The sequence below is a fragment of the Bradyrhizobium sp. WSM2254 genome, assembly GCF_000472645.1.
GTDB lineage: Bacteria > Pseudomonadota > Alphaproteobacteria > Rhizobiales > Xanthobacteraceae > Bradyrhizobium > Bradyrhizobium niftali.
The window spans coordinates 14,324-27,508 of sequence record NZ_AXAB01000036.1 but is presented as its reverse complement, the minus strand read 5'-3'; the positions used below and the strand labels follow the sequence as shown (position 1 = coordinate 27,508).

13 protein-coding genes are annotated in these 13,185 nt (G+C 65.3%); 10 read left to right on the top strand and 3 right to left on the bottom strand.

Features of this window, described 5'->3' with window-relative positions:
- Window positions 1–220: 220 nt before the first annotated feature.
- Together A3M7_RS0125465 and A3M7_RS0125460 are read right to left on the bottom strand one after the other, a co-directional pair.
- Window positions 221–1,072 carry a 3-hydroxybutyryl-CoA dehydrogenase gene (locus A3M7_RS0125465; RefSeq protein WP_027546451.1) on the bottom strand — a complete coding sequence of 284 codons (852 nt, stop codon included), beginning with the start codon at window positions 1,070–1,072 and terminating at the stop codon, window positions 221–223.
- Window positions 1,073–1,362: 290 nt separating this feature from the next.
- Window positions 1,363–2,838, bottom strand: coding sequence for an FAD-binding oxidoreductase (locus A3M7_RS0125460; RefSeq protein WP_027546450.1), 1,476 nt, complete (start codon window positions 2,836–2,838; stop codon window positions 1,363–1,365).
- Between the two features lie 228 nt (window positions 2,839–3,066).
- On the opposite strand from A3M7_RS0125460, the gene hisC reads away from it, so the two are divergent.
- From hisC to A3M7_RS0125430, 6 genes are all read left to right on the top strand, one after another.
- Window positions 3,067–4,119 (top strand): histidinol-phosphate transaminase, encoded by a 1,053-nt coding sequence (gene hisC, locus A3M7_RS0125455; protein WP_027546449.1) that lies wholly within the window; start codon window positions 3,067–3,069, stop codon window positions 4,117–4,119.
- 68 nt (window positions 4,120–4,187) lie between these two features.
- The gene (locus A3M7_RS0125450; protein ID WP_027546448.1) at window positions 4,188–4,532 is read left to right on the top strand and encodes a helix-turn-helix transcriptional regulator; all 345 of its coding nucleotides are present in this window, start codon (window positions 4,188–4,190) and stop codon (window positions 4,530–4,532) included.
- Window positions 4,533–4,543: 11 nt separating this feature from the next.
- Complete coding sequence (locus tag A3M7_RS0125445) at window positions 4,544–5,026, top strand: ArsI/CadI family heavy metal resistance metalloenzyme (protein ID WP_027546447.1); 483 nt, start codon at window positions 4,544–4,546, stop codon at window positions 5,024–5,026.
- 17 nt (window positions 5,027–5,043) lie between these two features.
- Window positions 5,044–5,454 carry an arsenate reductase (glutaredoxin) gene (gene arsC, locus A3M7_RS0125440; protein ID WP_027546446.1) on the top strand — a complete coding sequence of 137 codons (411 nt, stop codon included), beginning with the start codon at window positions 5,044–5,046 and terminating at the stop codon, window positions 5,452–5,454.
- Window positions 5,454–6,146 (top strand): MIP/aquaporin family protein, encoded by a 693-nt coding sequence (locus A3M7_RS0125435; protein WP_027546445.1) that lies wholly within the window; start codon window positions 5,454–5,456, stop codon window positions 6,144–6,146. Before arsC ends, A3M7_RS0125435 begins: the two co-directional genes overlap by 1 nt.
- Before the next feature lie 215 nt (window positions 6,147–6,361).
- Window positions 6,362–7,060 carry an ABC transporter permease gene (locus A3M7_RS0125430; protein ID WP_027546444.1) on the top strand — a complete coding sequence of 233 codons (699 nt, stop codon included), beginning with the start codon at window positions 6,362–6,364 and terminating at the stop codon, window positions 7,058–7,060.
- Here A3M7_RS0125430 and A3M7_RS0125425 read toward each other — a convergent pair.
- A complete protein-coding gene (locus A3M7_RS0125425; RefSeq protein WP_027546443.1) occupies window positions 7,034–7,843 on the bottom strand; it encodes a substrate-binding domain-containing protein in 810 nt (269 codons plus the stop codon). The two genes, A3M7_RS0125430 and A3M7_RS0125425, sit on opposite strands and share 27 nt — an antisense overlap.
- 310 nt (window positions 7,844–8,153) lie before the next feature.
- On the opposite strand from A3M7_RS0125425, the gene A3M7_RS0125420 reads away from it, so the two are divergent.
- The 4 genes from A3M7_RS0125420 to A3M7_RS0125405 all read left to right on the top strand — a co-directional run bounded on the left by A3M7_RS0125420 (window position 8,154) and on the right by A3M7_RS0125405 (window position 13,179).
- Window positions 8,154–9,449, top strand: coding sequence for a hypothetical protein (locus A3M7_RS0125420; protein WP_245284322.1), 1,296 nt, complete (start codon window positions 8,154–8,156; stop codon window positions 9,447–9,449).
- A gap of 62 nt (window positions 9,450–9,511) precedes the next feature.
- Complete coding sequence (locus A3M7_RS0125415; protein ID WP_027546441.1) at window positions 9,512–9,784, top strand: TonB-dependent receptor plug domain-containing protein; 273 nt, start codon at window positions 9,512–9,514, stop codon at window positions 9,782–9,784.
- A 167-nt stretch (window positions 9,785–9,951) separates the two neighbouring features.
- A complete protein-coding gene (gene blaBJP, locus A3M7_RS0125410) occupies window positions 9,952–10,836 on the top strand; it encodes a BJP family subclass B3 metallo-beta-lactamase (RefSeq protein ID WP_027546440.1) in 885 nt (294 codons plus the stop codon).
- 327 nt (window positions 10,837–11,163) lie between these two features.
- Window positions 11,164–13,179 (top strand): bifunctional diguanylate cyclase/phosphodiesterase, encoded by a 2,016-nt coding sequence (locus tag A3M7_RS0125405; protein WP_027546439.1) that lies wholly within the window; start codon window positions 11,164–11,166, stop codon window positions 13,177–13,179.
- The last annotated feature ends 6 nt before the right edge of the window (window positions 13,180–13,185 follow it).

Genomic DNA, 13,185 nt, shown 5'->3' with positions numbered 1-13,185 from the left:
CTCGCCGCGTAGCGGCGAGACGGGTGAGGGGTTCTCTCGGCGCACTCCTCAAACATTTGAGTTTGCGGAGAGAGACCCCTCATCCGGCGCTTCGCGCCACCTTCTCCCACAAGGGGAGAAGGAAGAAAGCTAGAAGCAATCGCACGCGACGTCCTTGTCGCAGCGCAAATTGCGGGCATCGGGCGGCGGACGCTAGATGCCCGCCGCCTGCGCCGTGTGATCAGGCGCCGTAAGTGTAAAAACCCTGCCCGGTCTTGCGGCCGAGATGGCCGGCATCGACCATTTCCCTCAGCAAGGGGGCCGGACGGTATTTGGGGTCGTTGAAACCTTTGTAGAAGACCTCCATCACCGACAACATGGTGTCGAGCCCGACGAGATCGGCCAGCGCCAGCGGCCCGATCGGATGGTTGCAGCCGAGCTTCATGCCGGCGTCGATCTCTTCCGCCGTCGCGATCCCCTCCTGGAGAGCGAAGATCGCCTCGTTGATCATCGGGCACAGGATGCGGTTGACCGCGAAGCCCGGGCTGTTCTTGGCCGTGATCGCCACCTTGCCGACGCGCTGGGCGAAATCGAGCGCCTTGGCGTGGGTGTCGTCGGAGGTCTGCAGGCCGCGGATGAGCTCGAGCAGCGCCATCACCGGCACAGGATTGAAGAAGTGCATGCCGATGAAGCGGTCGGGGCGATCGGTCGCGGCGGCAAGCTTCGTGATCGAGATCGACGAGGTATTGGTTGCAACGAGCGTGCGCGGCGACAGCGTCGCGCAGAGGTCCTTCAGGATCTTGACCTTGAGCTCCTCGTTCTCGGTGGCGGCCTCGATCACCAGGTCGCAATCGGCCAGCTTCGCCCGATCGGTGGTGCCGGTGATGCGCTTGAGCGTCGCCTCGCGGTCGGCCGCCGACATCTTCTCCTTCTTGACCAGGCGCTCGAGGCTGCCGCCGACGGTCGAAAGCCCGCGGTTCACCGCCGCATCGGAAATGTCGACCATCACGACCGAGAGCCCGGCCGCGGCGCAGATTTGCGCGATGCCGTTCCCCATGGTCCCTGCCCCGATGATGCCAACGGTCTGGATCATTGCGTCACATCCTTCTCATCCTTGCGGGCGTTCCGGTAGCGGCCCGGCCCCATTGTTCCTGCATCAGGCTCTAGCACCGCCAGCTGCCGGGTGCGACCTGATCCTGCCCCTTCCTTAAAGCATCCATGGCGGGAATAAAGCCGCAAAAGGGCATGATTTCGAGGCCTCGCGGCCCGTTTGGCCCGAGCCATGCGGCGCAAGCGCCGGCCCAAGAGCCGGCCCAAGAGCGCCGCGGGTGCGGCGAGGACCGGGGTCGATCGGCGGGGGAAGCTGCGGTGTCAGGCCTCGCCTCATTCGAGACGCAGCACCTTGCCGGGATTCATGATGTTCTTGGGGTCGAGGGCCCGCTTGATCGTGCGCATGATGTCGAGCTCGGTCCTGGAGCGATAATGCTGGAGCTCGTCGAGCTTCTCGATGCCGATGCCGTGTTCGGCGGAGATCGAGCCGGCCATGGAGGTGATGAGGTCGTTGACGACCCGCGTGATCGCCGCAGAGTACTGGGTGAGCGTGTCGCGATCCATGCCCTTCGGGCCCATGAAGGAGAAGTGCAAATTGCCGTCTCCGATGTGGCCGAGCGGATAGGGGCGGATCGTCGGCAGGATGTCGAGCACGGCCTTGAGACCCCTGTCGATGAACTCGGGAATCCCCGAGATTGCGACCGACACGTCGTAGCTCAGGCCCGGCCCCTCGGCGCGCGATGCCTCGGCCACACTCTCGCGAATGCGCCACATGTTGCGCGACTGCGCTTCGGTTTGCGCAATCACCGCATCCAGCACCCGGCCCGCCTCGAGTTGATCGGCCAAGAACTGCTCCATCCTGTCCGACATGCCCGCGCCGTCCTGCCGCGGCCGGGCCGACGACCATTCGAGAAGGAGATACCACTCGGTCTCGGCCTTGAGAGGGTCCCGGGTGCCGGGAATGTGGCGCAGCACCATGTCGGTGCAGGCGCGGCTCATCAGCTCGCAGGAGCCGACATTGTCGTCGGAGGCGGCATGCGCCTCCGACAGGAGCTCGATCGCCGCCCTGGGATCGCGGATCGCGAGCCATGCCGTGCACACGTCCTTCGGCGCGGGCCAGAGCTTCAGCACCGCCTTGGTGATGATGCCGAGCGTTCCTTCGGCGCCCATGAACAGATGCTTGAGGTCATATCCGGTATTGTCCTTCTTGAGTGCGCGCAGCCCGTCCCAGACCTCGCCGCTCGCCAGCACGACCTCGAGACCGAGCACCAGATTTCGCGCATTACCGTAACGCAGCACCTGCACACCGCCGGCGTTGGTGGACAGATTGCCACCGATCATGCACGAGCCCTGGGCACCCAGGCTGAGCGGAAAGAAGCGATCATGACGCGCGGCCGTGTCCTGGAGCGTCTGGAGGATGCACCCCGCCTCCACCGTCATGGCGTAGCCGACGGGATCGACATTCAGCACATGATTCATGCGACCGAGCGACAGCACGATGCCGCGGTGCGCGGGCCACGGCGTGGCACCGCCCATCAGGCCGGTGTTGCCGCCCTGCGGCACGACGGCAATGCCGCTGTCGTAGCAGAGCTTGATGACAGCGGAGACCTCCGCGGTGTTGGCCGGACGCACGACCGCCGCGGCCTGCCCCGCCAGCTCGCCGCGCCAATCGGTCACGAACGGGCGCTTGTCCTGCTCGTCCAGAATCAGGCCCTTGTCGCCCACGATGGCTCGCAAGCGGTCTAGAATGGCTGGCGTCACGGGCGCGGTCGGAATGGAGGGAGCGGTGACAAGGGCTGCACCCGGCATGTGTTCCTCGCTTTGCGGCTCATCTGCGCAGCCCTGGGGCGCGCCGGCCTTCGTTCTTGTTCTCGATTCTGGACGTTTGCGCGATGAACCTAGCACGAAGGTCGCGTTTGCGGGAACGTCCCCGGCTGCGACGCTTGTGCAGACCTGCCGCGGCTGCCGAACCGGAAGCGCACTTCCGTCGACGCCCGTCGTGCCCTACTGTGCCGCGATCAACCTGGATTGGAGATCATGAGCCGCTTCTGGAGTCCGGTCGTCCACACGCTTTCGCCCTACGTCCCGGGCGAGCAGCCGAAGCAGGATGGCGTCGTCAAGCTCAATACCAACGAGAATCCCTATCCGCCCTCGCCGCGCGTGCTGGCGGCGATTGCGTCGGCTGCGGAGCGGCTGCGTCTCTATCCGGATCCGCGCGCCACGCGCCTGCGCGAGGCGATCGCAGCGTACTGTGATGTTGCGGCCGAGCAGGTGTTCGTCGGCAACGGCTCCGACGAGGTTCTGGCCCACACCTTCCCGGCCCTTCTCAAGCACGACAGGCCGCTGCTGTTTCCCGACGTCACCTACAGCTTCTACCCTGTCTATTGCCGCCTCTATGGCGTAGCTCACGAGGAGGTGCCGCTCGATGCCGCGATGAGGATCGAGATCGCCGACTACAGGCGGCCATCGAGCGCCATTCTTCTCTGCAATCCGAATGCGCCCACCGGCATCGCCCTTCCGCGCGACGCGATCGCGGCGCTGGTGGCCGAAAATCCCGACCGGCTGGTGGTGGTGGACGAGGCCTATGTCGATTTCGGCGCCGAGAGCGCGGTGCCGCTCGTTGCGCGCCACGACAATCTGCTCGTCATCCAGACCTTCTCGAAGTCGCGCTCGCTCGCCGGCCTGCGCGTCGGCTTTGCCATCGGCCAACCGCCGCTGATCGCAGCGCTGGAGCGGGTGAAGGACAGCTTCAACTCCTATCCCGTCGATTGTCTCGCCATCGCCGGCGCCGTCGCCGCCATCGAGGACGATCAGTGGTTCCTCGAGACCCGTGCCCGTATCGTCTCGAGCCGCGAAGCACTGACCCGCGATCTCGGACAACTCGGCTTCGAGGTGTTGCCGTCGCTCGCAAACTTCGTGTTCGCGCGTCACCGCAGCCTGAGCGGAGCCGATCTGGCGGCCGCACTTCGCCAGCGCGGCGTTCTGGTCCGGCATTTCAAGAAGCCACGCATCGACGATTTCCTGCGCATCACGGTCGGAACCGAGGAGCAATGCGGTCGGCTGATCGAAGTGCTGCGCGGCTTGATCTGATCCGGCGCGCATGACGGACGCCGTCCGCCCGGTTGACAGGGCGCCATTATTTCAATAATCGTTGAAATATGGAAACGACAGACGCCGTCACGGCGCTCGCCGCGCTGGCCCAGGACAATCGCCTCGACGTCTTCCGTCTGCTGGTGCAGGCGGGCCCCGACGGCATGACTGCCGGCGCGATCGCGGAAGCGCTGGATCTCGCCCCCAACACGCTGACGTTCCACTTCGACCGGCTGCGGATGGCGGGTCTCGCCACCGTCCGGCGCGAGGGGCGCTCGATGATCTATGCAGCGCGGTTCGAGACCATGAATGAGCTCGTCGGCTTCCTGACCGAAAATTGCTGCGGCGGAACGTCATGCGCTCCGGCCGCCGCCTGCAAGCCCGCGCGAAAGCGCAGCAAAATTCCGGCCTGAAAGGACAGACCATGAAGCGCCTGCACGTTCACGTGTCCGTCGAGGATCTCCCCCGCTCCATCGGCTTCTACTCGGCTTTGTTCGCGTCCCAGCCCTTGGTGGTGAAATTCGACTACGCCAAATGGATGCTCGAAGACCCCCGCGTGAACTTCGCGATCTCGACGCGCGGACGCGAGCCCGGCCTCGACCATCTCGGCATCCAGGTCGAGACCGGTGACGAGCTTCAGGAGGTCTACGCGCGGCTGCGCCAGGCCGGCGGCGACATCATCGAACAGGGCCAGACGACCTGCTGCTATGCGAAGTCCGAGAAATCCTGGATCGACGATCCCGCTGGAATCGCCTGGGAGACCTTCCACACCACGGGCGAGAGCACCGACTATGGCGACGGCACCGGTGAGAATGGCGCGCGGGTTGCCCATGAAAGACAACCGGAGAAGCAATCGGCTTGCTGCGCGCCGCAGGCGGCGCCAAAGCAACAATCGCCCTGCTGCTAGGAACGAAGTGCTTGGTCATGGATGCGATCATCTACCATAATCCCGCTTGCGGCACCTCGCGCAACACGCTCGCGATGATCCGGAGCGCCGGCATCGAACCGCATGTGATCGAGTATCTGAAGACGCCGCCATCGCGGGCGCTGTTGCAACAACTCATCGCGCGCATGGGACTGCCCGTGCGCGCGCTGCTTCGCGAAAAGGGCACGCCCTATGCCGAGCTCGGGCTCGGCAACGCGGCGCTGACCGACGATCAGCTTCTCGACGCGATGATGGCGCATCCCATCCTGATCAACAGGCCGATCGTGGTGACGCCGAAAGGCGTCAAGCTCTGCCGCCCCTCCGAGCTCGTGCTGGATCTCCTGCCGGCGCAGCAGGGGGAATTCGTCAAGGAAGACGGCGAGCGCGTCCGGCTGGACCGCGGCGCCTGATGCCGGGGCTCGCGCAGCGCGCCTTCGCCGAGTGGCTCGGGACCGCGTTCCTGCTGGCCGCGGTGGTCGGCTCGGGGATCATGGCCGCGAAGCTCTCGGGTGGAAACGTCGCGCTCGCGCTCCTGTGCAACACGATCGCCACCGGCGCCATCCTGGTCGCGCTGATCCTCACCTTCGCCCCCATGTCGGGCGCCCATTTCAATCCGGCGGTGACGCTGGCCTTCGCCCTGCGCGGCGAAACAACCTGGAGGGACGCGGCGATCTACATCGCCGCACAGATCTCCGGCGCAATCATCGGTGTGTGGATCGCGCATCTGATGTTCGAGCTTCCACTCCTCCAGCTTTCGCTGACGCAGCGCTCGGGAGCCGGACAATGGCTCGCCGAGGCCGTGGCGACCTTCGGTTTGCTGTTGACGATCCTCGGCGTCGCGTCTCGAACGCCCGCCGCCGTTCCTTACGCGGTCGGCCTGTACATCACCTCGGCCTACTGGTTCACGGCCTCGACGTCCTTTGCCAATCCGGCGGTCACCATCGCCAGGTCGCTGTCCGATACCTTCGCAGGGATCGCCCCGCAGGGCGTGCCGGCCTTCATCGCTGCGCAGATCGCCGGGGCAATTCTCGCCGTTCCGCTCGCAGGGTGGCTGTGGGGCGGTGCCCCGGCGAAGCGGGACGCCCGGCCGCTCGCATCCTGACGCCCGATCCCGCAGCTGCGGCATTCGCGGCCGGATGAAGCGGGTTTTCAAAACGCTCCTGCCGGGTATTCTGTGCGTCGCCTCCCATGGCGGCGGTGCCTCGCTGCTTTTGCTCCACATAACGAAACCTGCAGGGACCAGCCCGTGACGCGCTTTTGCAGCCTCGACATCGACGCCCCGGAGGCCTCTGCCCGGCCGCTGAAGTTCAGGCGCGGATGAACGACTTCGCACGATCCGTGGGGGCCGCCTTCGCACTGATCGGCGAGGCCGATTCCGAGCTTCTGGGCATCGTCGCCTTGTCGGTGCGTGTCAGCCTGACCGCGAGCATCGCCGCGCTCCTGATCGGTGCACCGCTAGGGGCCTTGTTTGCGATCACCCGTTTCCGCGGACGTCAAATCATCATCGTGCTGACCAATGCGCTGCTCGGCCTGCCGCCGGTCGTGGTCGGGCTCGCGCTCTATCTGCTGCTGTCACGGTCCGGCCCGCTCGGGGCGGCCGGCCTGCTGTTCACGCCGGCGGCCATGGTGATTGCGCAGACGCTGCTCGCGACACCGATCGTGGTGGCGCTGGTGCATCGGCCTGCGAGCCTGCTCTGGGCGGAGTATGGCGATCTGGCGCGGATCGACGGGCTGTCGTTCCTGCGCAGCATGGGGCTCCTGTTCGCGCTGGGACGGACCTCGCTGCTGACGGCCTTTCTCGCGGCCTTCGGGCGCGCCATCGCCGAGGTCGGCGCCATCATCGTCGTCGGCGGCAACATCCGTGGCTTCACGCGCACGATGACGACCGCCATCGCGCTGGAAACCAGCAAGGGCGACCTGCCACTGGCGCTGGGGCTCGGGCTGATCCTGCTCGCGCTCAGTGTGGCGGTGTCGACCGTCGCGTTCTTGCTAGTTGGCCGCGTTGGGGAAAAATAGCTGCTCGCCGCCGACCTTGTAGCCGGCAATCGCCTGCTGTCCCTTCGGGGAGACCAGCCAGTCGATGAAGGCCTGCCCATCCTGCGCCTTCACGTTCGAATGCCTTGCCGGATTCACCAGCATGACGCCGTACTGGTTGAAGAGCCGCTTGTCGCCCTCGGTCAGGACGGCGAGCTCGCCGCGGTTCTTGAACGACAGCCAGGTGCCACGATCCGACAGAAGATAGGCGTTCGAGGACGAGGCCATGTTCAGCGCAGGTCCCATGCCCTGGCCGATCTCGCGATACCAGCTGTCCTTGCCGGCACCGAGATCGACGCCCGCCTCTTTCCACAATCTCAGCTCGGCCGCGTGCGTGCCGGACTTGTCGCCGCGCGAGATGAACGGTGCCTTGGCTGCCGCGATCTTGCGCAGCGCATCAGCGACGTCCTTGCCGCCGGCAATCTGCGCCGGATCGCTCTTCGGCCCGACGATGACGAAGTCGTTGTACATGACGTCGAAACGCTTCACGCCCTGCCCTTCGGACATGAACTGGTCTTCAGCGGGCCTGTCATGGACGAACACCACGTCGGCATCACCTCGCCGCCCGATATCCAGCGCCTGGCCGGTGCCGACGGCAACGACCTTCACGCCGATGCCCTCGGCCTTCGAGAACAGTGGCAGCAAATAGCCGAACAGGCCCGACTGTTCCGTCGACGTCGTCGAGGCCACGGTGATGGTGCGATCCTGCGCGAATGCGATGGTGGACCAGAGCAGAACCGCTCCGATGGCGACTATTTTTTTCATGCGTCGTCCTTACACCAGATGCCGGATGTTCCAAAACTACCCTCGACGGAGCGGCGCAGGGAACCCCGACGTTTGGTGCAACGCGCCCTTGGCGAGGTGCCTCGCGGCGCGTGTCCGCGTTCCGTGCAGTTGCACTGTGAACGTCCACAACGTGGCCTCATGACGATCGCAGCTTCTCTCGCGAGCGACGCGCAGATGTTCTGCAATTGGTCCTACCTAGATTGACATCGGTGTGACGGCCGGGGCAGTTTTTTACATTGCTGGCGAATCAGCGATTGCCTCACGCCGAGTACCTCTTGGACAACTCCCAGTGCTTTCGAGACTGATATCGTTGCTGCGCCGCATTCCTGCGGTGAAATGGGCGTTTACGAGGCTTCGGCCCTTGCCGCACGGCGGCAGCATCGACGTTTCGCCGATCGCCACGAATGATTCGCCTGCCATCGCCGTCGACGTTGCAGAAGCCGCGCGCACTCCCGACATCAGCATCAACGCTAATCCACTGCTCAACGACGCGGGAGTCTCGGTCGCGGCGCCGGTCGCCGAGGACGACACCGCGATCTCCGTCATCGCGGAGAACCCGGCGGCGCAGACACAGACTACCGGCCTCAGCAACGATTCATCTCCGGCGATGCTGGCGGATGCCGAGCCGGCCGTCGTGGAGGAGGCTTCGGTCTCGCCTGTCGACGTCTCGCCTGTCGACGTGGAGACTGCGCCCGTTGATGTTCCTGAACTCACCGCCGGCAACGACCTGCCTGCGGAACTCCCGACGAGCGTCGAGGCGGTCGGCACGGAAGAGGCCTCAGTCCAGCCTGTCGCCATCGATAGCGCGCCGGTCGACATTCCCGAGCTCGCCGTCAGCTGCAGTCCAGCTCGCGAGCTCGCGACCGACGTTGAGCCCGTCGTCACGGGGCCACCCGTCTCGTCTGACGATGGCGAGACCGCTCCGGTTGCTATGCTCGACCTCGTCGTCAGCCACGAGCCATCCTCAGACGTCCTCGTCGATATCGAGCCGGCCATCGTAGACGACCCGCAAGTCGCCCTCGCCGACATCGAAGTCGCTGCGGCTGACATCCCTGCCGTGAGCATCGACAGCGGATCATCCGCGGACGTCGCCATTGAGATCGAGCCGGTCCTTGCAAGCGATCCCGCACCGGTCACAGCGGTCGCCACGGACGCTTCTGCCGACACCTCCGGCGGCGTCGCGGACATCGCGCCGGAACCGATCCCTGTGTCTCCCACACCAGAGATCCGCAGCTCACCGAAAGTTCGCGCAAGGGCGACTGAACCCGCCGATCGCGCGGAGCTGATCCGGCAGCGCTGGGCGGAGACCGGGATCAGGATGTGGAATCCGCGGCTTCACGGCACCGGCGATGCCACGCTGAACATCCAGGGCCGTGTCGAGCTGCTGCCGCCCGCGCCCGGCGAGACGATGCCGCGCTACGACAAGCTCGAGTTCAGGATGCTGGGCGGGCAGATCGTCTGCGAGGGCGTCATCGTCGAGGCGCCCGCACAGGCGAGCCATCGCAGCTTTACCCGGCTCGCCGAGCCTGGGAAGCCGGACCGGGTCCGCGAGCCGGTGCGGGAACGCCAGGCCGCTCTCGCCTGACCTTTTCGTCAACGACGACGCTCGCCATATGCTAGGCTGATGTCCTGGACATGGGAGCTCGCATGCCCACAAAATCATTGCGATTGATCGTGATCGTCGCCCTCTGCCTCTCGCAGGGAGCCTTTGCCGCTTCCAGCAAGCGGCCGCGCCATGCGCCCGCCACCGATCCGGCCGCCCCCTACAAGGCCGACCGGCTCTCGTCCTCGCGCGGCGAGACGATCCTGAACACGCCGGGCCAGACCACCGTGCTGACGCGGCAGGTCCTCGACGACATGAACGCGAGAAGCCTCCGGGACGCCATGCGCTCGACCGCCGGCGTCACGATCGGGCGATAGGCTCGCGCTCCGCTTTCACCAAACGCGCCGATATTCCCGCTCGGCCCATGAATTTTTGGGGACACATGGAGTTGCCCTGAACGCCAGCCACGACGTAACTTGCGCACCGTTCGGGCCACAACGCCCGCGCCGGACCAAAACGACAAGAACACTGTGGGAGGTAAACTATGAGAAGGCTGACGGCCGCGCTGTGTGCTCTGACCCTGCTCTCGACTGGCGCGCAGGCGCAAACCATCAAGGACTTTCTGGCAGTGGCCATGAAGAAGTGGACGGCGCCGTTCGAGCCGTTCCAGCTCATCGACAACATCTACTATGTCGGAACCGACGGCATTGCCGTCTATGTCATCAAGACATCGCAGGGCCTGATCCTGATGGACACGGCGATGCCCCAGTCCACCGGCATGATCAAGGACAACATCGCGAAGCTTGGCTTCAAGGTTGCCGACATCAAGATCATCCTCAACACGCACGCGCATCTCGACCACACCGGCGGCTTCGCCGAGATCAAGAAGGAGACCGGTGCGCAGCTGATCGCCGGCGAGCGCGACAAGCCGCTGCTCGAAGGCGGCTATTATCCGGGCGACGAGAAGAACGAGGACCTCACCTTCCCCGCGGTGAAGGTCGATCGCGCGGTGAACGAAGGCGACAAGGTCACGCTCGGCGACACCACGCTGACGGCGCATGCGACGCCCGGCCATTCGCCGGGCTGCACGAGCTGGAAGTTGACCATCAAGGACGGCAAGGAGAACCGCGAGGTGCTGTTCTTCTGTAGCGGCACGGTGGCGCTGAACCGGCTGGTCGGCCAGCCGACCTATCCCGGCATCGTCGACGACTACCGCGCGACCTTCGCCAAGGCCAAGGCGATGAAGATCGACGTGCTGCTCGGGCCGCATCCGGAAGTCTATGGCATGCAGGCCAAGCGCGCCGAGATGAAAGAGGGCGCGGCGAACCCGTTCGTCAAGCCGGGCGAGATCGTGACCTACGCGACCGGCCTGTCGGAGGATTTCGACAAGCAGCTCACCAAGCAGACCGCGGCACTGGAGAAGAAATAGCGGCCGTGCGCACTCTCGCCTCTCCTCCCGCGGGGGAGAGGTGAATCGCGTGGGTCGGCTGATCGCGCGGCAATCATCTGCACCGCGCCGTCACCGACGCGCATGGTTAACAGATCGTAGCTGCGGCGATTGCGGACGAACAGTGCCCGAGACACCCGCCTCCGCCGCTGGATATCGTTAACGCCGCCTCACCAATGCACGCGGCCGGAAAATCTGCGGTAGCGTGCAACCTGCGCTGGCTTTCGCCGGGAACCCGATCTAACGCGCCCTTTACCCCCGCCATGCAAGATCCTCCGCGTTTTGAAGGGATCCGGGGCGCGTATTGCAATGCCTGCTGTCGATTTGAAATCACACTTTGCGGCCGCCATGCAGCTGTTTCGCGTGCCGGCCGACAGCCCGGATCTGACGCGCGCGCAGTTCGACGCCTTCTCCAAGCAGATCCCGCTGCTCTACTTCATCCTCATGAGCAACACGATCGCGGTCGCCTATACGTATGTGAACGTGGCGCCGGACTGGCTGACGATGATCGTGCCGAGCGTGCTGACCGTGCTCGCCGCGCTCCGGACCTACTGGTGGCTGCGCCAGCGTCACCTCGTGCGCAGCGACGCCGACATCCTGCGCAATCTGCGCGCCACCAACTGGCTGACCGTGCCGATCGGCGCAGGCTTCACGGCCTGGTCCTTCGCGCTCTACCCGTACGGCGATCCCTTCGCCAAGAGTCAGGTCGCCTTCTACATGGCGGTGACCGTGATCGGCTGCATCTTCTCGCTGATGCACCTGCGCTCGGCGGCGCTGATCGTGACGCTGATCGTCGACGTACCCTATGTGCTGTTCTTCTTCGCCACGGGCGAGCCGACATTGAAGGCGATCGCGGTCAACAACCTGCTCGTCTCCGGCGCGATGGTGACGGTGCTGTTCATCTATTACCGCGACTTTGCCGATCTCGTGTCGAGCCGCAAGTCGCTGCTGGCGCAGCAGGCGGCCACCCAGGCGCTTTCGGACGAGAACTTCCGCCTCGCAAACCTCGATTCCCTCACCGAGCTGCCGAACCGCCGCCGCTTCTTCGCCGAACTGTCGAGCGCCTTTGCCGATGCCGAGCGCAGGAATGTTCGTGTCGCGGTCGGGATCATCGACCTCGACGGCTTCAAGCCGATCAACGACAACTACGGCCACAGCGTCGGCGACCGCGTCCTGATCGAGGCGGGCCGGCGCATCCGCGAGGTCTGCGAAGGTTTCGGCCCGCACCGCGTCGAGTTCGCGCGGCTCGGCGGCGACGAGTTCGGCCTCGTGGTGTGCGGCGATCCCGACGACGACGATCTGATGCGGCTCGGCCAGCGGATCGGCGACCTGGTCAAGCTGCCCTACCAGCTCGACACCGCCCATACCGGGCTGTCGTGCTCGATCGGCTTCGCCCTGTTCCCGCATTCGGCGACGACCGCGGAAGCGCTCTATGAATGCGCCGACTATTCGCTCTATCACGCCAAGCGCCACCTGCGCGGCCGCACCGTGATCTTCTCGAGCGAGCTGGAGGCCGAGATTCGCAGCCGCGGCGTCATCGAGAACCTGCTGCGCACCTCCGACTTCGATACCGAGATGGAGCTGGTGTTCCAGCCGATCGTCGATGCCATGAGCGAGCACACCGCAGGCTTCGAGGCCCTGGCGCGCTGGCACAGCCCTCGCCTCGGCCAGGTCTCACCGGCTGATTTCATCCCCGCCGCCGAGCGCATCGGCCTGATCCGGCCGCTGACGCAGGCGCTGCTCGTGCGCGCGCTGGCGACTGCGAAGACCTGGCCCGACGATCTCTGCCTGTCGTTCAATCTCTCCGCCCACGACATCTGCTCGCCCGAAGGCATCCTGCCGTTGATCACCATCATCGAGAAGAGCGGCGTGCCGACGCGCCGGATCGATTTCGAGATCACCGAGACCGCTGTCACCTTCGACTTCGTGCGCGCTCAGCAGTCGATCGCCGCGCTGAAGGCGATGGGCTGCGGCATTTCGCTCGACGATTTCGGCACCGGCTATTCCTCGCTGAGCCACGTGCACCGGCTGCCGCTCGACAAGATCAAGGTCGACCGCAGCTTCGTCGCCGACATCAACGAAAATCCGGTCAGCCACAAGATCATCAAGTCGCTCACGGGCCTGTGCGACGACATGGAGATCGCCTGTGTCGTCGAGGGCGTCGAGACCCGCGCCCAGCTCGACAGCCTGCGCCGGCTCGGCTGCGACTACATTCAGGGCTATTATTTCGCAAAACCCATGCCGCGCGATGCGATCGACGACTACCTTACGAAGGAATGGCAGCGCCTCGACGGAGCGACGCACGGGACCAAGGTCCTGGCCTGAGGCGCG